The organism is Mesorhizobium sp. M7A.F.Ca.MR.245.00.0.0 (assembly GCF_003997415.1).
Classification (GTDB): domain Bacteria; phylum Pseudomonadota; class Alphaproteobacteria; order Rhizobiales; family Rhizobiaceae; genus Mesorhizobium.
This window is the reverse complement of record NZ_RZTE01000006.1, coordinates 183,116-199,867: the sequence shown is the minus strand read 5'-3', so window position 1 is coordinate 199,867 and position 16,752 is coordinate 183,116. Positions and strand designations below refer to the sequence as shown.

Annotated in this window: 18 protein-coding genes; 2 read left to right on the top strand and 16 right to left on the bottom strand. The window is 61.3% G+C overall.

Features of this window, described 5'->3' with window-relative positions; genetic code table 11:
- Positions 1–104: 104 nt before the first annotated feature.
- Positions 105–2,006 (bottom strand): methanol/ethanol family PQQ-dependent dehydrogenase, encoded by a 1,902-nt coding sequence (locus EOB80_RS10195; protein WP_127267400.1) that lies wholly within the window; start codon positions 2,004–2,006, stop codon positions 105–107.
- Positions 2,007–2,692: 686 nt separating this feature from the next.
- Here EOB80_RS10195 and EOB80_RS10190 point away from each other — a divergent pair.
- Complete coding sequence (locus EOB80_RS10190) at positions 2,693–3,046, top strand: hypothetical protein (protein WP_127269861.1); 354 nt, start codon at positions 2,693–2,695, stop codon at positions 3,044–3,046.
- Positions 3,047–3,170: 124 nt separating this feature from the next.
- Here EOB80_RS10190 and EOB80_RS10185 read toward each other — a convergent pair whose 3' ends face one another.
- The 6 genes from EOB80_RS10185 to EOB80_RS10160 form a co-directional block, all read right to left on the bottom strand.
- Positions 3,171–4,034: a quinoprotein dehydrogenase-associated SoxYZ-like carrier gene (locus EOB80_RS10185; RefSeq protein WP_127327543.1), complete on the bottom strand. Its 864-nt coding sequence runs from the start codon at positions 4,032–4,034 to the stop codon at positions 3,171–3,173.
- Positions 4,035–4,151: 117 nt separating this feature from the next.
- Positions 4,152–5,123: a quinoprotein relay system zinc metallohydrolase 2 gene (locus tag EOB80_RS10180; protein ID WP_127327542.1), complete on the bottom strand. Its 972-nt coding sequence runs from the start codon at positions 5,121–5,123 to the stop codon at positions 4,152–4,154.
- A gap of 34 nt (positions 5,124–5,157) precedes the next feature.
- On the bottom strand, positions 5,158–5,898 hold the full coding sequence (locus EOB80_RS10175) for an ATP-binding cassette domain-containing protein (protein ID WP_127269606.1): 741 nt from the start codon (positions 5,896–5,898) through the stop codon (positions 5,158–5,160).
- Positions 5,867–6,691 (bottom strand): ABC transporter permease, encoded by an 825-nt coding sequence (locus EOB80_RS10170; RefSeq protein ID WP_127327541.1) that lies wholly within the window; start codon positions 6,689–6,691, stop codon positions 5,867–5,869. Before EOB80_RS10170 ends, EOB80_RS10175 begins: the two co-directional genes overlap by 32 nt.
- Entirely contained in the window at positions 6,688–7,674 is a 987-nt protein-coding gene (locus EOB80_RS10165; RefSeq protein WP_127327540.1) for an ABC transporter substrate-binding protein, read from the bottom strand. The genes EOB80_RS10170 and EOB80_RS10165 overlap by 4 nt, the downstream gene beginning before the upstream one ends.
- A 33-nt stretch (positions 7,675–7,707) precedes the next feature.
- Positions 7,708–7,917, bottom strand: a complete 210-nt coding sequence (locus EOB80_RS10160) for a hypothetical protein (protein ID WP_127269602.1) — start codon at positions 7,915–7,917, stop codon at positions 7,708–7,710.
- 363 nt (positions 7,918–8,280) lie between these two features.
- On the opposite strand from EOB80_RS10160, the gene EOB80_RS10155 reads away from it, so the two are divergent.
- The gene (locus tag EOB80_RS10155; RefSeq protein WP_127327539.1) at positions 8,281–8,661 is read left to right on the top strand and encodes a cytochrome c family protein; all 381 of its coding nucleotides are present in this window, start codon (positions 8,281–8,283) and stop codon (positions 8,659–8,661) included.
- Positions 8,662–8,708: 47 nt separating this feature from the next.
- Here EOB80_RS10155 and EOB80_RS35845 read toward each other — a convergent pair whose 3' ends face one another.
- From EOB80_RS35845 to tkt, 9 genes are read right to left on the bottom strand one after another with little or no spacing between them, the layout of a single operon-like run.
- Positions 8,709–9,155 (bottom strand): HAD-IA family hydrolase, encoded by a 447-nt coding sequence (locus EOB80_RS35845; RefSeq protein WP_348629508.1) that lies wholly within the window; start codon positions 9,153–9,155, stop codon positions 8,709–8,711.
- Complete coding sequence (locus EOB80_RS35840; RefSeq protein WP_281057982.1) at positions 9,128–9,409, bottom strand: HAD hydrolase-like protein; 282 nt, start codon at positions 9,407–9,409, stop codon at positions 9,128–9,130. Before EOB80_RS35840 ends, EOB80_RS35845 begins: the two co-directional genes overlap by 28 nt.
- Positions 9,406–9,963 carry a thioredoxin family protein gene (locus tag EOB80_RS10145; RefSeq protein WP_127327538.1) on the bottom strand — a complete coding sequence of 186 codons (558 nt, stop codon included), beginning with the start codon at positions 9,961–9,963 and terminating at the stop codon, positions 9,406–9,408. The genes EOB80_RS35840 and EOB80_RS10145 overlap by 4 nt, the downstream gene beginning before the upstream one ends.
- Positions 9,964–9,984: 21 nt before the next feature.
- Positions 9,985–10,671, bottom strand: coding sequence for a ribulose-phosphate 3-epimerase (gene rpe / locus EOB80_RS10140; protein WP_127319322.1), 687 nt, complete (start codon positions 10,669–10,671; stop codon positions 9,985–9,987).
- Positions 10,672–10,731: 60 nt separating this feature from the next.
- Positions 10,732–11,670, bottom strand: coding sequence for a CbbX protein (cbbX, locus tag EOB80_RS10135; protein ID WP_127327537.1), 939 nt, complete (start codon positions 11,668–11,670; stop codon positions 10,732–10,734).
- Between the two features lie 7 nt (positions 11,671–11,677).
- Positions 11,678–12,112: a ribulose bisphosphate carboxylase small subunit gene (locus EOB80_RS10130; RefSeq protein WP_013532057.1), complete on the bottom strand. Its 435-nt coding sequence runs from the start codon at positions 12,110–12,112 to the stop codon at positions 11,678–11,680.
- 18 nt (positions 12,113–12,130) lie between these two features.
- The gene (locus tag EOB80_RS10125) at positions 12,131–13,624 is read right to left on the bottom strand and encodes a ribulose-bisphosphate carboxylase large subunit (protein ID WP_013532056.1); all 1,494 of its coding nucleotides are present in this window, start codon (positions 13,622–13,624) and stop codon (positions 12,131–12,133) included.
- 21 nt (positions 13,625–13,645) lie between these two features.
- A complete protein-coding gene (gene fba, locus EOB80_RS10120) occupies positions 13,646–14,725 on the bottom strand; it encodes a class II fructose-bisphosphate aldolase (RefSeq protein ID WP_127327536.1) in 1,080 nt (359 codons plus the stop codon).
- 11 nt (positions 14,726–14,736) lie between these two features.
- Entirely contained in the window at positions 14,737–16,749 is a 2,013-nt protein-coding gene (tkt, locus tag EOB80_RS10115; protein WP_127327535.1) for a transketolase, read from the bottom strand.
- Between the last annotated feature and the right edge of the window lie 3 nt (positions 16,750–16,752).

The window sequence follows — 16,752 nt, the reverse complement described above, 5'->3', positions numbered from 1 at the left end:
TAACCGAATCGAGAGCCCGGCCATGGCTTCCGGATGATCCGGGCTCTCGTTCTTCAAGCCTTTGGTCTCACAAGACCTGAGGCGTTCTCAAGGTTCCCAGCGCATCAATCCGGGAGACCGAAGACGGTGAGCTGACCGCCCAGCGTCGTGTAGTCGGCAAGTGCCGCGTAGCCACCGACGGCACCAAGACCAGCGGTGCCAACGACGGCGGCCTCATCGCCTTGGGCACGGCCCTGATCGACGGCGCCATGCCAGGCAGCGGCGTTATCAGGCGAAAGCAGGCCGCCTGCCAGGCCAATACCTGCCCAGCCGCCAACACCCGACAGAACGGCGATGTACTGCTTGCCGCCCTGCTCGTAGGTCGTGATGTTGCCGATGATGCCGGACGGGGTCTTGAACTTGTAGAGTTCCTTGCCGTCCTTATCGACCGCCTTGATATAGCCTTCGAGTGTACCGTAGAAGACGACGTCGCCATCCGTGGCCAACGCGCCAGACCACACCGAGAACATCTCGGGCTTCGACCAGACGATCTCACCCTTGGCTGCATCCCAGGCAATGAAGTTGCCCATGCTGCCGTCGCCGCCAGGGGCCGGGTACATCGACACGGTGGCGCCAACATAGGGCTGACCGGCGGTGTAGCTTACCTTGTAAGGCTCATAGTCCATGCAGACATGGTTGGTCGGGACATAGAACAGCCCGGTCTTCGGCGAGTAGGCGGCCGGCTGCTGGTCTTTGGTTCCAAGCGCGGCCGGGCAGATGCCGGTCGAGTTGGTGTCTTCGCCGTTTTGCTGGGTCGAATATTTCGCCACGACCTGCGGGCGGCCATACTGATCGCTCTTTGGGTCCATGTTGACTTCCGTCGCCCAGTTCACCGACGGATCGTATTTTTTGGCGACGAGAAGGTCGCCGCTGGCGCGATCCATGGTGTAGGCAAAGCCGTTGCGGTCGAAATGCACCAGCACATCGTGCTTGGCGCCGTTGACCTCCATGCCGTCGACGAGGATCATCTCATTGACGCCGTCATAGTCCCATTCGTCATGCGGGGTCATCTGGTAGAGCCATTTGGCAACACCGGTGTCCGCATCGCGGGCCATGATCGTCATCGACCAGCGATTGTCGCCGGGGCGTTGTACGGGGTTCCACGTCGAGGGATTGCCGGTGCCATAGTAGACCAGGTTCAGCTTGGGATCATAGGAATACCATCCCCATGTCGTGCCGCCGCCTGTCTTCCACTGCTCGCCTTCCCAAGTGTTCGTGCCGGAGTCCTTGCCCACCGGCTTGCCGAGATGCGTGGTCTTTTCGGGATCGATCAGGGTGTCTGCGTCCGGACCTTCCGAATAGGCTTTCCAGGCGAGTTTGCCATCTTTCAGATTGTAGGCGGCCAGCCAGCCGCGAACGCCGAATTCGGCGCCGGAGACGCCGATGAGCACCTTGTCCTTGACGACGACGGGGGCAGCCGTACCGGATTCGCCTTTGCCGCCATCGGTCTGGTCACCGTTCTTGACCGACCAGACGACCTTGCCGGTCTTCGCATCGAGGGCGACGACCGTGGTGTCGGCCTGATTGAGAATGATCTTGCCGTCACCATAGGCAACACCGCGATTGACCGTATCGCAACACATGATCGGAATGACGTTGGGATCCTGCTTGGGTTCGTATTTCCAGAGGATCTTCCCGTCATTCTTGAGGTCGAGCGCAAAGACATTGTTCGGGAAAGGCGTGTGGACATACATCACATCGCCGATGATAAGCGGTCCACCCTCGTGACCTCGCAGCACGCCGGTGGAAAAGGTCCACTTGACCTGCAGGTTCTTCACATTGTCCGCAGTAATCTGGTTGAGTTTGGAATAGCGGGTGTTGGCGTAGTCACCCGTCTGCATTGCCCAGTTCTTCGAATCCGAAGCCAGCTTTGCAAGGTCCTCGTTAGCCGACGCCGTATAGGCCGCGCCGAGCGACAGAAACGCCGCAGTGGTTAGAATATAGGTAGCTTTCGTAAGTACACGCATCCGAATTCCTCCCGAGGTTCATAGTGATGAATCATTTGCTGAGCCCACAAGGGCTTGCCCAAGCGATTCACGGGGGGGAAATATTTCCGGCAGCGTGTCACGACCTAAGCCAGATGTGCAGAGGGCACCGTTACTGCCCACCTCACCTTGGCCTACGAAAGACTGTCGCCGCTCCCTAATGACGGTGACGCCCTTGAAGCCGGAAACAGGGTGAGGCTATGTCATCGCAAAACGCTAGGCAAGCAAAAAAGCCTGAGTGTCTTTTTGCACCGCAATATCGTAAATGATGCGGTGCAATATAAGGAAATAACTAGGATAGTATTTGTTAGATAAAGTATTTCTACTATCTAAATAACGGTTGGTCGCTTAAAACTTGATTATTCTTTAAGTTTTACATTTCACCTAAGCAAGGATTTTATTTAGCGGTATTCACTTCGAGGTCCCGACCTGGCCATCTACGTGCTGCATGGGGAATCGATAGTGGGCCAAGCATGAGATGATCGTTGGAGTTGGGGTGTGGAGCGGGCCGTCAGGCCGCCATGCGGAACCACGGTCGATGAGTACCGCATTCCTCCTTTGGTCGTATACGGAAGCCATGGGCGCTTGACTGACTCTGCGGCTCGTTGCCAACTGCCACGGTGATCCCGACTTGGCACATCGCGCCCAGGCTAACCGGAGGTTTTCCCATGATCAGATATGTTGGATTTTCGACCTTGCCGCTGCTCCTGGCCGCGCCGCTGGCCTTCGCAAACCCGGCGGGCGCCGCGGGAGATTACCCGACAGCAACGATTGCCGATTACGTGCTCGGCTGCATGCAGACGAACGGCCAGACACGTAAGGCGCTGGAAAGCTGTTCCTGCTCGATCGACGTCATCGCCTCGATCCTTCCGTACGACCACTATGAGAGGGCCGAGACTTTCAAGAGTATGTCTTTGACCACAGGCGAAAACGCTGGGCTGTTTCGCGAAAGCGCACCGGCGAAGGCCGCCCGTACCGAATTGAAGCGCGCGCAGTCGGAAGCCGACGTGCGCTGCTTTTAGAGCCTGCTCCCTCCGCAAGCCGGATAGAGTTCCATCCTTTGCCTGGACATGATCCTCCCGAAATGAGCTTCACTTCGGGGATCGAGCTGGCAAGCACCCGGCATTACGGCGCAAGAGGGATACTTTAGAGACCTGCTGTCTCCAGGGGCCACTGATTGCGGAATGTTTTGCCATCCGTGTCGGTCGCTTCCACCTGGATTTCGCCGTTGCCATGCACGGTGAAATCGAACCGGAAATTGGGGTCTTCCGAAATCGATATTCCACCTTCCATGGAGAGGATCGGCCGGCCGGCTTGCGAGATCGACAGTTTCTGAACAAAATGCGCCGGTATGAAATACTGGGTCAGCGGATCGCGCTGCAGGCCCGAATTGTTAGGGTGCCGGATCATCAACTGCAGTTCCTCAGTCTTGGTCATCGTCTCTTTGGGCGGGAACTGGCGCAGCTTCATCTGACCCATCGTCGCGTTGGCCTCGTCCTGGTTCTTGACCGCAGGGGCGGAGCATCCGCCTGATGCCTTAACGAAGGTCTGCATCATATGGAGCTGGCCGCTCTGCGTCTCAGCGATGGCACGCAGATAGGAATAGTCGTTGACGCGCACGCGCGTCGAAAGATGCGTCACGCCGGCATCCTTGCCGAGCTGGAACGTTGCCGCCACCGGTGCAGGGTTGGCATCGATGATCAGGGTAACGGATTTGATGCCGTCCGGCGCCTTGGCTGGATCGAGATAGATGTCGACGGGCACGATGGCGGCATCCTGCGCCCGCTTCGGCGCTTCGATCCTGACGACGCCGGTATCGACCAGAATTGCCCGATCGCCGAACACGTCGCCCTTCAAGTCATGCCAGATCGTGTCCGAGGACGCGGTTGTTTGCTGTGCGCTGGCGGTTCCGGAGGAACCGAGCAGCGTGCCGATGGCCAAGATGATCGCGACAAAAACGGATGCGAGCGGCAAAGCGAGCTGCCGGCTCGAGTAAGGGTGATTTTGCATTTCGATGCCTCCACCAATGCAGAGAGGTGGTGCCCAGGCTGGCGTTGAGGATAAGCCTTTGGCGACGCCTTGGCAAATCGCCGTGCCTTACAGCTGCTGGACGCATGTCGGCATCGTCTATTCCCACTCGAGTTCGGCAAATGCGGCCGTTGCGTTGCGCTGGTTGTAGTCGTCGAACAGGTGCCAATTATCCCGTTCGGTTTCGCCAGCGGTTTTGACTGCTTCGCGCAGCGGCGTTCCGTCGGCGATCGCCTTTCGGATATCGCGCGCCAGAATCTCGAAATAGCGTCGCTCCCCCGCCAGCGCCTGTGGCCAGTCGGCCGTTACAGGACCATGACCTGGAACGACGCGCGTGGCGTCGATCGCGGTGAGCGCATCCATCTGGCGGAGCCATCCAAGCAGTGATCCGTCGAGCGTCGGCAAGGAGCCCATGAACACGAGATCGCCGGCAAAGAGCGTTCTGGTCGCGGTATCGAATACGGTCAGGTCGTTGTCGGTGTGCGCCGCCTTCCATGCCCGCAGTTCGATCATGCGCCCGCCGAGGTCGAGTTGCAGGCGATCGTCGACCAGCATGGTCGGCGGCACGATCTCGATCCCCTCCATCAACGCCCCGCCAAGCTGTTCGCGATAGTTGTGGAGATAGAACGCTCCACGCGCCTCGAGAGCACGCGGCAGATTGCGGTGACCGACGATGGTCGCGCCGATCTTCCGGAATGCCGCATTGCCGAAGATGTGGTCGGGATGCATGTGGGTGTTGACCAGGAAGCGAACCGGCTTTGCTGTCAGCTTTCCGATCGCGGCGAGAAAGGCCTGCGCCTCGATCAGGCTGCCACCGCTGTCGATGACGGCAACCGCATCGGTGCCGATGACGGCGCCCAGATTGCAGATCGCACCGTTGTTGGCGGCGGTCATCAATTCATCCGCGCCCTGGAAGGCGAAGACGCCGTCGGCGATTTGCGTGGTCGAGAACCGCAAGCTGCCGCCTGCGGCCAGAACGGCTCGTCCGAGGCAGCATGGCAGCAAGGCGGCGCTGGCAGCGGTGCAGGTGAAGCCACTCACAAGCCTGCGTCTTAGCCGATCAACCGACATGAAGGCCTCCGATATGCATTTCGCCAGCAGGCGATCAGGTGACGTCCGGAAATCTATGATGGAACGACCGCAGGAGGTCGCTCATCACCTGCGAATTGCGATGTTGCCGTGGCAACCGTACGTCGAACACGCCGAGCACATGGGTTGGCCGTGGCGCGAGCACGATGATGCGGTCCGACAGCATCAGTGCCTCGCGTAGATTGTGCGTCACCATCAAGGCGGTCGTTGGCCGTGCCGACCACACGGTCAAAAGCAGATGCCGAAGCCGCTCGGCGGTCTGTTCGTCGAGCGAGACAAAAGGTTCGTCCAGGAAAAGCACCGCCGGCTCGGTGGCGAAAGCCCTGGCAAGTGCTGCCCTGCGCGCAAGGCCGAGCGACAGTTCGGCAGGATAGAGCGAGCGCATGCCGGCGAGGCCGAGCGTGTCGAACAGCCCGTCCAGATTTTTCGCTCTCAAGCTTTTCGGCAACGCCAGCCTGACATTCTGTTCCACCGTTCGCCACGGCAGCAGGGTCGGTTCCTGGAATACGGCAGCGATGCGGTTCGAACCTCCTTGCGGCAACTGAAAGGAGCCGGAAAAGTCTTTGTCCAAGCCAAGCAGGATACGCAGCGTCGTGGTTTTGCCGCAGCCCGACGGTCCCAGCAAGCAGGCGAATTCGCCTTGCCGGACCTCGAAGGAAAGGTCCTGAAGCGCCGTGATCGAGACGCCTCGCGTGGACCTGAAGGTCTTTTCGGCGATGTCGACCTTAAGCGGGACGACGGCGCCAACGGGTTGCATGTCGTTCAACGGGCTGCACCAGGAGAAGTTCAATGACAAGCATCACCGCCACGAAAGCCAGCGTGTAGGCAAGGATGGCGGCGACATCGAAGAGCTGGAAATAGAGATGGATCTGGAAGCCGACACCGTTCGAGCGGCCGAGCAGTTCGACGACCAGGACGATCTTCCAGATGAGGGCAATGCCGGATCGCGATGCGGCGGCAAGATAGGGCTGCAATTGCGGCAGCAGGATATGGCGGATGCGTTCAAGGCGGCCGAAGCGATAGACGGTGGCCATTTCGGCGTAACTTGGATCAAGCGCCCTGGCGCCTTCGCGCATCGTCACCACGACATTCGGGATCTTGTTCACCGCCACCGCGCCGATCGCCGCCGCCTCGTTGAGGCCGAACCAGATGTAGCCGAGGACGATGACCACCAGCGCCGGGATGTTGAGGAACAGGATCACCCACGGGTTGAAAAAACGGTCGACGCGACGATGGCTGCCGAGCAAAACGCCGATGACGGATCCGATGATCATGGCGACGATATATGCCGCGGCGACCCGGCCGAGAGTCACGCCGAGATGGTAAAAGAGGTCGCCGCTCGCAGCCTCCCTGAGAAGCACCTGCCAGACCTGCCCAGGTCCTGGAAAGGCACGGCTTGGCCAGACGCTTGCCGCAAGGTTCCACAGCAGGCAAAGCCCGAGCAGGGAGATCGCTACGGTCAGCGCGGGCACGAGTGCCGTCGCCAGACTGCGTCGGCCGGATATGCTCGGCGGGGCATCACGCGTGCCGTCGGTTCCCAATGCGGTCATTTCCGGGGATCCTGCCAGAACGTGCCGGGCGCCATTTCCGGCGCGCTGCCGACAAGCTTCGCGCCGCCGACCGCCGCCAGCACATGGTATAGCCTGCCGGCGTCGGCCGCTTCCTCGGCGACCGACCGTCTGGGAATGCCCTGGCGGTAGCGATCGCGCAGTTTTTCCAGTTCCTTGCCTTCAGCGCGAATGATCGGCGCCAGGCGCAGCCATTCGTCATCGGATCTGGCCAGCAAGTCCTTGGCTTGCGCGGACGCCCTCACGAAACCCCTGACTGCATCCGGGTTCTCGTTTGCCCATTGGTCATGGAAGACGTAACCGAGGGCCGAAACGGGTCCCAGAGCCCCGAGCGACTTTGCCGCGTCGTTCACGCCGATCAGTCGACGGAAGCCATTGGCCTCGAGACGGGCGCAAAAATGCCAGAAATTCAGCACCGCATCGAGTTCGCCCTGTATTGCCTTTTCCGAAATCAGCGGCGGCGCGCCAAAGACGATGTCGCTGGTTGCCGACAGGTCGACGTCGAGATCGCGTCTGGTCAGCGCTTGGATAAGCAGCCAACTCTTGTCGAGCGGGCCGCCGGCGACGCCGATTTTCTTGTCCTTGAGATCGGCGATCGTCCGGATCGGCGAGTCCTCCTTCACCATGATCGCCCCCACGGCGGTCGAATAGGGGGTCAATGTGACGTCACCGCCTTCGGAGCGCTGGCGCGAGACCCATAGCCAGTCGGAGACGATCATGTCGATCGCGCCAGCCAGCATCGCGACGTTGGTTGCATCCTCGCCGGCGAAGTCGATGATCTCCAGATCGATCCCGTTGGCGGCATCGAATTTGTGCCGCCTTAGCGTATCGAGTTCCCAACTCACGGTTCCAAACTTCAGCACACCGAGGCGAATCCTGGCTGCCGCAACGACCGGCCTGGTAGCAAGAACAGCGGCTGTCCCGAGAACCGCTAGACGCAGCGTCATGCGCCGTGAAACCATCATGACACCTCCTCCCCAGGGTTCCGCGCAGCCAAATCAGATGGCTCGTTCCTTGCTCGGAAATGCGCATTTCCAGCGCATGACCTTGAGGTTCGGGTGTTCTTGAGACCATTTCGCGATTTCGCTGGGGGCAAGGATCATGCATTGGAACAGAGTGCCGCGGCTCTCGAAATAGAGATGTTCGTCTCGGCAATTGCTCGGATTGGCGCTGAGGCAAACCGTCAATATGAGATCGACCATGTCCATTCAGCACCTCTTGCGCGTTCCCAAACGCCCATATCGGCGAGCCCAGCCCAACCAGGAGCGAGGACAAAATCACCGCTTGCCGGATTTCCCGAGGTGCCAATGGAGAAACCGGAATGAGGTCAAGCTACGCGCTCGCCGGATAGCCGTCAACAAAGACGAATGGACAGGTCTCTTGAGCACCCAGGCCTCTAAACCTTTGTACGATTGACTTTCACAACATGCCAATTAGCTTCTGAGCCACGCGGCGCGGCTCCACGGGAGAAGCGGATATTCCACTCCACCGCGTAAGGCGCATGCAGACGGATCAAAGGATCGGCATGCGCAAATCGTCCAGGGCACCCAGACGATCAATGAGGAAATACCATGCGCGCAATCGCATTTTTCGCAGTCATGTCCGTTGTGCCCTTCATCGCGAGCCAATCCCAGGCCCAGGATGCGGCGGCTGGTGAGAAGGTCTTCGCCAAATGCAAGGTCTGCCATGCCGCCGACCAGGACAAGAACAAGGTCGGCCCGTCGTTGAACGGCGTCATAGGCCGAACGGCTGGGACACACCCGGGGTTCAGCTATTCTCAGGCGATGGTCGCGGCTGGCAAATCCGGCGTCAAATGGGATGAGCCCTCGCTGAAGACCTATCTTCACGATCCCAAGGCCATGGTCAAAGGAACGAAGATGGCGTTTGTCGGCCTCAAGCAGGACGAAGACATCGCCAATGTCATTGCCTATCTGAAGCAATTCTCGAAATAGAGCGCAGCCGGCCGTTCGAATTTGCGTACGGCCGGCGGACGCCTTGATCACGCATCGGCTTGCAGCCTCTGCATGGCCGAAGGCAGATCGAAAAGGCTGTCGCAAACAAGATCGGCGCCGAGCTCTTCGACGGGAATTTGGCTATAGCCGCCGCGCAACAGAATGACGGCCATGCCGGCCGCGCGTGCGGCGCCCAGGTCGGCGCCACTGTCTCCGACCAGCAGCGCGTCGCCGGCGTCGACCCCAAGCTGTGCCAACGCCAGCAGCAGGGCGTCGGGCGCCGGTTTCAGGTATGTCACCGCGTCTCCGCCAACGATTGCGCCGAAATATTCCGTCAATCCGAAATGAAGCAGGATTTCGCGGGTCGCCAACTGCGGTTTGTTGGTTGCAACCCCCATGCTTACTCCGCCCAAATGAAAGTGGGTGAGAGCCTCCCTGACTCCAGGCATCAGCCTTGTCAGGCCGGTCAGATGCCGGCGGTAGATAGGCGCCATGACGCGGTTGGCCTCATCGAGAGCGTTGCCGAGCAGTGGCGCTCCCGACGCCGCGAGGCTCGCTCGATCAATTTCCTGACGCCGCCGCCGATCATGGCCGTGACCTGATCCAGGCGCAGCGGCGGCAGACCGCGACTGGCCAGCAGTTCGTTGACGGCGGCCGCTATGTCCGGTGCCGAGTCGACCAGCGTGCCGTCGAGATCGAACAGGATCGCCTTCGGCGATCGAAGCGGCCTACCTGCGCCGACGTTCATGCGGCATCCTTCCACTTGATCGAGCAGCCGATCGAGGCGATCTGGTCCAGCGGCCCGTCGCCGGTTCGGGCAACCTGCTTCATCGCCTCGAACAGGTCGCGTCTCAGCCCGGGCGCTCCGGCTTCTCGTCGCGAGGCGTCCAGCCGACCGCGATATTGCAGTCCCAACTCGCTGTTGAACCCGAAGAAATCGGGAGTGCACACGGCTGCGTAATCGCGCGCCACAGTTTGGCGGTGGTCGTGTAGGTAAGGGAAGCTGAAGCCGTTCGTCGTGGCGAAGAGCTTCATTTGGTCGAAGGAATCCTCCGGGTAGGTGTCGGCATCGTTTGAGTTGATCGCGACAAAGCCGATACCTTCGGCCTTGAGATCGTTGGCATCGCGCACGATACGTGAAATCACCGCCTTCACATAAGGGCAGTGATTGCAGATGAAGGCCACGACCAGGCCGTTCGGGCCGGCCTGGCTGAAGATCGAATGCGACCTGCCGTCGACGCCAGGCAAAACGGCATCGATGGCGCGCCAGCCGAAATCGCAGACAGGGGGAACGGCCGCCATGCTTGCCTCCGATGGAATTGTTTACGCGGCTTTCCGGATCGCACCGTCGGCCGTCTGTCGGATGGCTCCAATGTTGGCGCGATAAGCCGCCTCGGTGCCCCCCTTGAACACGGCCGACCCGGCGACCAGCACATTGGCCCCGGCCGCGGCGACCAGCGGGGCGGTTTCGGCCGTGACGCCGCCATCGATTTCGATGTCAATCGGGCGGTGGCCAACCAGTGCCTTGATTCGCCTGATCTTCTCGATGACCGCGGAAATGAAGGCCTGGCCGCCAAAGCCTGGATTGACCGTCATCAGCAGCACCAGGTCAAGCCTGTCGAGCACATACTCGATGACGCTCTCCGGCGTCGAAGGATTCAGCGATACGCCGGCCTTCTTGCCGAGATTTTTGATCGCCTGCAGGGAACGATCGAGATGCGGCCCGGCCTCTGCATGCACCGTGATGATGTCGCAGCCCGCGTCGGCGAAGGCGGCCAGATAGGGGTCGGCCGGCGCGATCATCAGATGGCAGTCGAAAATTTTGTCCGTTCGGTCGCGGATCGCCTTGATCACCGGCGGACCGAAGGTGATGTTGGGCACGAAATGGCCGTCCATCACGTCGAGATGGATCCAGTCGGCACCCGCTCGCACGACAGCTTCGACCTCGTCGCCGAGCCGCGAGAAATCCGCGGAAAGCACGGAGGGTGCGATGATTGTCCTGGTGACCATGGTCGTCGTCTCCAATTCTGTCTGCGGGTGTTGGTCGCTGCGCCAGCCGGCTCCATCCCGTCAGCGCATCTTCGTCTCCGGTTCGCCTTCGAGTTTCCCTTCCGTGAACACGCGGCTGCCGCGAATGTCGGATTCCTCGATGGTGACAAGATCGGCTTTGGTCAACACCCGGCTGCGCGATGCGAAAAGCCGGTTGGCCTGCCGCAGCCGTGCCCGGTCGAGCCCATTGCGGACCGAACGCGCGTTGGAGAAATGCGGCAGCCTCATGCGGATCGGAAGATACTCTTCGAGCGCACGGGACGCCGCCTCGCTGAGGCGATAATTCTGCTCCGCGAGCATAATCTCGGCGATCGATTTCAGTTCGCTGACGCCATAGTCGGGGAAATCGAGGTGATGGGCGATGCGCGAACGCATGCCGGGATTGCTGTCGAAGAAGCGGTCCATCTTGTTCTTGTAGCCGGCAAGGATCACAACCAGATCGTCACGGTTGTTCTCCATGCACTGCAGCAGGATTTCGATGGATTCCTGGCCGTAGTCGCGTTCGTTCTCGGGCTTGTAGAGATAGTAGGCCTCGTCGATGAAAAGCACGCCGCCCATGGCACGCTTGATCACCTCGCGGGTCTTGGGCGCGGTGTGGCCCACATACTGGCCGACGAGATCGTCGCGCGTCACGGCGACCATGTGGCCTTCGCGGACATAGCCCAGACGATGCAGGATTTCGGCCATCCTCAGCGCCACGGTGGTCTTTCCGGTGCCGGGATTTCCCGTAAAGTTCATGTGCAGCGTCGGGGCGCCCGAAGTCAGCCCGAACTTGCGGCGAAGCCGGTCGACCAGGAGGAGAGCGGCGATCTCGCGGATGCGAGTCTTGACCGGCTTCAGGCCAACGAGCTCACGGTCGAGCTTGTCCATGACCTCGTCGATGTTGGACGCCTCGAACTCGGCCTGCAGATCAACCGTCGCGTCCTGTGCGGCAGCGTCCTTGGTCATCGCGTTCAGCATGGTTCAGCTAGCTCCGCTCGCCCTCGGGCCTGTCGGTCGCATAAGGCACGATCGAATAACCCTGGCTGCGGCCGTCGCGCTCCTGGCGCAGCAGCCGGAACCCGGGTTCGCTGGGCGGCCGGTTGACAATGAACGACATGCGCGGCGCTTCCCAGCCCTTGGTCGAATCGAAGGCGGTTACCCGCACATACATGTTCGGACAGGCTTTCCGGCAAGCGTTGACCTCGAGCAGTATGCCCGCCGGATCTTTCAAGTCGAACATCGGGTTGCCGTACATTTCCCAATAGGTATTTCGCGGATGCGGATCGTCCGTGTACTCGACGCTGACCGCCCAATGGTTCTTTAGCGCGTATTTGATCTGCGCCGAAATCTGCTCATCGGTCAGGTCGGGCAGGAACGAGAACTGTCCCTGCGTGACCTTGTTTCCCGGATTGGTCATCATGACGACGGTTCCTTTCGTCTAGAAGCTGGGCGTTGCGGTTGGCACGAAGTCGGCCGTGTCGGTCGATTCGTAGTTGAAGGTGACGTCCTTCCAGGTCTCCAGGGCAGCCTTCAGCGGCGTGCACCATCTGGCCGCCTGTTCGAGGATCTTGGTCCCTTCGCGCAAATAATCGCGCCCCTCGTTGCGGGCCAGGATCATCGCTTCCAAGGCGACGCGATTGGCTGTCGCGCCAGCCTGGATGCCGTCCGGATGGCCGATCGTGCCGCCGCCGAACTGCAGGATGACGTCCTCGCCGAGATAGTGGATCAACTGGTGCATCTGGCCGGCATGGATGCCGCCCGAGGCGACGGGCATCACCTTGTTGAGCGAGGCCCATTCCTGATCGAAGAACAGCCCGGTTTCGAGGTTCTGCGGCGTGCGCTCCTCGCGCAGCGTGTCATAAAATCCCTTGATCATGAGCGGGTCGCCTTCCAGCTTGCCGACCACCGTGCCGGCATGGATGTGATCGACGCCGGCCATGCGCATCCATTTGCAGATGACGCGGAAATTCATGCCGTGGTTCTTTTGGCGCGAATAGGTCGAGTTGCCGGCACGGTGCAGGTGCAGGATCATGTCGTTGCGGCGTGCCCACTTGGCCATCGACTGGATCGCCGTGTAGCCGATGACGAGGTCGATCATGACGATGCAGGAACCAAGCTGCTTGGCGAATTCGGCGCGCTCGTACATCTCCTCCATCGTGCCGGCGGTGACGTTGAGATAATGGCCTTTGACCTCGCCGGTGGCGGCCGACGCCTTGTTCACGGCCTCCATGCAGTAGAGGAAGCGGTCGCGCCAGTGCATGAAGGGCTGCGAGTTAATGTTCTCGTCGTCCTTGACGAAGTCGAGGCCGCCCTTCAGCGCTTCGTAAACGACGCGCCCGTAATTGCGTCCCGACAGGCCGAGCTTCGGCTTCGTCGTCGCGCCGAGCAGCGGCCGGCCGAACTTGTCGAGCCGCTCACGCTCCACCACGATACCGGTCGCCGGCCCCTGGAAGGTTTTGAGGTACGCCACCGGGATACGCATGTCTTCCAGCCGCAGCGCCTTGACTGCCTTGAAGCCGAACACATTGCCGATGATCGATGCGGTCAGATTGGCGATCGAGCCCGGCTCGAACAGGTCGAGGTCGTAGGCGATGTAGGCGAAGTACTGTTGTTCGGTTTTGGTTCCGGGACCGGTGTTCGGCACCGGCTCGGATCTGAAAGCCTTGGCGCGATAGAGCTCGCAAGCCGTCAGTCGGTCGGTCCACACCACGGTCCACGTCGCGGTGGAGGATTCGCCGGCGATGGCCGCCGCCGCCTCCTCGTGGTCGACGCCCGGCTGCGGCGTGATCCGGAACATGGCGATCAGATCGGTCTCCTTGGGCCTGTAGTCCGGCTCCCAGTAACCCATCTTCTTGTAGGGGATGACCCCTGACTTGTAGCGTTCCTTGCCTTCCTTGAGCGTCCCCGCTGGCAGTATGTCGATCTTGTTCATGACAGGTCTCCTGTTTGTTGCTCAGGCGGCTTTCGCGGTTGCGATATGGGGATCGAGTTTTCCCGCGGCGTAACGTTTCGCCATCTCGTCCATGGCGATGACCTTGATCTTCGAGGCGTTGGACGCCGTACCGAAACGCTCGAACCGGTCTCGGCAAAGGTCGCGCAAGGCGTCCATGGCGGGCTTCAGAAATTTACGGGGATCGAACTCGCGCGGGTCTTCCGTCGCGACGCGGCGGAACTGCCCGGCCATGGCAATGCGGCAATCGGTGTCGATGTTGACCTTGCGCACGCCGTAGCGGATGCCGCGCTCGATCTCCTCGACCGGAACGCCAAAGGTCTGGGGCATCTCGCCGCCGTATCTGTTGATGATGTCCTGCAACTCCTGCGGCACCGAGGAAGAGCCGTGCATGACCAGATGCGTGTTGGGCAGCTTTTCGTGGATCGCCTCGATCACCTGCATGGCCAGGATGTCGCCGTCCGGCTTGCGGGTGAATTTGTAGGCGCCGTGCGAGGTGCCGCAGGCGATCGCCAGCGCGTCGACCTGGGTTGCGGTCACAAAGTCGACCGCCTGATCGGGATCGGTCAACAACTGGTCGTGGGAAAGCGCGCCTTCGGCGCCGTGGCCATCCTCTGCCTCGCTTTGACCGGTTTCCAGCGAGCCGAGCACACCCAGTTCGCCTTCGACGGAAGCGCCGACCCAATGCGCCATGCGTGCGACGCGTTCGGTTATGGCGACGTTGTAGTCGTAGCTGGCCGGCGTCTTGGCGTCCGCCATCAAGGATCCGTCCATCATCACCGAGGTGAAGCCGTGGCGGATCGCGGAAAGGCAGGTGGCCTCGCTGTTGCCGTGGTCTTGATGGATGCATAGCGGGATGGTCGGGTGGATTTCGGTCAGCGCCTCCATCATCTTGGCCAGCATGATGTCGTTGGCATAGGATCGGGCGCCACGCGAAGCCTGGATGATGACAGGCGCGTCGCAGGCCTTGGCCGCTTCCATGATGGCGAGGCCCTGTTCCATGTTGTTGATGTTGAATGCCGGTACGCCGTAGCCGTGCTCGGCGGCATGGTCGAGAAGCTGGCGAAGGGTGATGCGAGCCATTGTGAATCCTCCTAGATGATGAGCTTCAGCGCCGCTGCAGCAACCGCTTCGGACGTTATGTTGAAATGCCGGTAGAGGTCGGGGGCAGGGGCGCTGGCGCCGAAGCCGGTCATGCCGACGAAAGCGCCGGTCTCGCCGATCCAGCGGTCCCAGCCCAGCCGGGCTGCCGCTTCGACCGCGACGCGCGGCGCCGAGCCGAGGACGGCCTTGCGGGTGGCGCTGTCCTGCTCCTCGAAAAGCTCCCAGCACGGCATCGACACGACGGCGGCGGCGGCGCCATGCTCGGTCTCCAGCCTTTCGGCGGCAGCAACCGCGATCTCGACTTCCGAGCCGGTGGCGATCAGGGTGACGGCGCGGTGCCTTGCCGGCTCCCGCAGGATGTAAGCGCCCTGGCAGGAGCGGTTCTCGTCGCTGTGCGACCGACGCAGCATCGGCAGGTTCTGGCGCGACAGCACCAGGACGCTCGGCCGATCCTTGCTCTTTAGCGCGAGTTCCCAGCACTCCGCCGTTTCGATGACATCCGCCGGGCGGAAGACGTTGAGATTAGGCGTGGCACGCAGCATCGCAAGGTGCTCGACCGGCTGGTGCGTCGGGCCGTCCTCGCCGAGGCCGATGGAATCGTGTGTCATCACATAGATGACGCGCTGGCCCATGAGCGCCGAGAGCCGCATCGCGCCGCGCGCATAATCGGCGAAGCACAGGAACGTACCGCCATAGGGCACGAAACCGCCATGCAGCGCGATGCCGTTCATGGCGGCCGCCATGCCGTGCTCACGAATGCCGTAGTGAATATAGCGGCCGGCATAGTCACCCGGTGCAATGCGGTTCATGCCCTTGGTGATCGTCAGATTCGAATGCGTCAGATCGGCCGAGCCGCCGACGGTCAACTCCGTTGCGCCGTTGATGGCCTCCAGCGCCATTTCGGAGGCTTTTCGCGTCGCCACCTTGGTTGCCTTCTCGATATGTTCGCGACGAAAGGCGTCGAGCGCTTCGAAGACCGTATCAGGCAGTTCGGCGGCGACAGCGTTTTCAAAAGCCTCGCGCCGCGGCGAGGCGGCAAGCCGCTGCTCCCAGGCGCGCCGCATCGCTTCGCCGCGACCGGCAATCTCGCGCCAGGCGAAAAGGATATCATCCGGCACATCGAACGGCGCGTGGGCCCAGCCGATGTTTTCGCGTGTCGCGGCGATCTCTGCTTCACCCAGCGGTGCGCCGTGCGTCTTTTCCGAACCGCCGAGATTGGGGGCACCCATGCCGATCACTGTGCGGCAGGCAATCAGCGATGGCCGATCCGATCGCCGCGCCGCCTCGATTGCCGCGGCGACTGCCTCCATGTCGTGGCCGGCGACGCTTTGGACATCCCAGCCGGCGGCCTTGAAGCGCGCCGGCTGGTCCATCGACGTGGAGAGGGAGGTCGGCCCGTCAATGGAAATCGCATTGTCGTCCCAGAAAACAATCAGGCGGGAAAGCTTCAGGTGACCAGCGAGGTCTATCGCCTCGTGACTGATGCCCTCCTGAAGGCAGCCGTCGCCCGCAATGACATAGGTATGATGATCGACCAGATCGGCACCGTGGCGGGCGGCAAGCATACGTTCCGCCAGCGCCATGCCGACCGCCGTGGAAATGCCCTGTCCGAGCGGTCCGGTGGTGGTCTCCACGCCAAGCGCATGGCCGTATTCCGGATGTCCGGCGGTGCGGCTGCCCAACTGCCGAAATCGCTGCAATTCCTCGATCTGCATGTCTTCATAGCCGAGCAGATGATGCAGCGCGTATTGCAGCATCGAGCCGTGGCCGGCTGAAAGCACGAAACGATCACGGTCGGGCCAGTCCGGCCTCGACGGATCGATATTGATGAAGCGGTTGAACAGCACCGTTGCGACGTCGGCCATGCCCATCGGCATGCCAGGGTGACCCGAATTCGCCTTTTGGACGCTGTCCATCGCCAGCGCTCGAATGGCGTTCGCCATGTCGCGCTCCGAGACGGGAGCGGTTGTGGTGACGGGCTTCAGTGCTGTTTGGCTGGTCATTGC

Coding starts and splice junctions, on each gene's coding strand:
- fba (WP_127327536.1), bottom strand. CDS start 14,725: ATGGCTCGCATCACCCTTCGCCAGCTTCTCGACCATGCCGCCGAGCAC.
- EOB80_RS35845 (WP_348629508.1), bottom strand. CDS start 9,155: ATGGCGCCTATCTACCGCCGGCATCTGACCGGCCTGACAAGGCTGATG.
- EOB80_RS10155 (WP_127327539.1), top strand. CDS start 8,281: ATGCGCGCAATCGCATTTTTCGCAGTCATGTCCGTTGTGCCCTTCATC.
- rpe (WP_127319322.1), bottom strand. CDS start 10,671: ATGGTCACCAGGACAATCATCGCACCCTCCGTGCTTTCCGCGGATTTC.
- EOB80_RS10190 (WP_127269861.1), top strand. CDS start 2,693: ATGATCAGATATGTTGGATTTTCGACCTTGCCGCTGCTCCTGGCCGCG.
- EOB80_RS10160 (WP_127269602.1), bottom strand. CDS start 7,917: ATGGACATGGTCGATCTCATATTGACGGTTTGCCTCAGCGCCAATCCG.
- EOB80_RS10180 (WP_127327542.1), bottom strand. CDS start 5,123: ATGTCGGTTGATCGGCTAAGACGCAGGCTTGTGAGTGGCTTCACCTGC.
- EOB80_RS10195 (WP_127267400.1), bottom strand. CDS start 2,006: ATGCGTGTACTTACGAAAGCTACCTATATTCTAACCACTGCGGCGTTT.
- cbbX (WP_127327537.1), bottom strand. CDS start 11,670: ATGCTGAACGCGATGACCAAGGACGCTGCCGCACAGGACGCGACGGTT.
- EOB80_RS10175 (WP_127269606.1), bottom strand. CDS start 5,898: ATGCAACCCGTTGGCGCCGTCGTCCCGCTTAAGGTCGACATCGCCGAA.
- EOB80_RS10170 (WP_127327541.1), bottom strand. CDS start 6,691: ATGACCGCATTGGGAACCGACGGCACGCGTGATGCCCCGCCGAGCATA.
- tkt (WP_127327535.1), bottom strand. CDS start 16,749: ATGACCAGCCAAACAGCACTGAAGCCCGTCACCACAACCGCTCCCGTC.
- EOB80_RS10145 (WP_127327538.1), bottom strand. CDS start 9,963: ATGGCGGCCGTTCCCCCTGTCTGCGATTTCGGCTGGCGCGCCATCGAT.
- EOB80_RS10165 (WP_127327540.1), bottom strand. CDS start 7,674: ATGATGGTTTCACGGCGCATGACGCTGCGTCTAGCGGTTCTCGGGACA.
- EOB80_RS10185 (WP_127327543.1), bottom strand. CDS start 4,034: ATGCAAAATCACCCTTACTCGAGCCGGCAGCTCGCTTTGCCGCTCGCA.
- EOB80_RS35840 (WP_281057982.1), bottom strand. CDS start 9,409: ATGAACGTCGGCGCAGGTAGGCCGCTTCGATCGCCGAAGGCGATCCTG.
- EOB80_RS10130 (WP_013532057.1), bottom strand. CDS start 12,112: ATGATGACCAATCCGGGAAACAAGGTCACGCAGGGACAGTTCTCGTTC.
- EOB80_RS10125 (WP_013532056.1), bottom strand. CDS start 13,624: ATGAACAAGATCGACATACTGCCAGCGGGGACGCTCAAGGAAGGCAAG.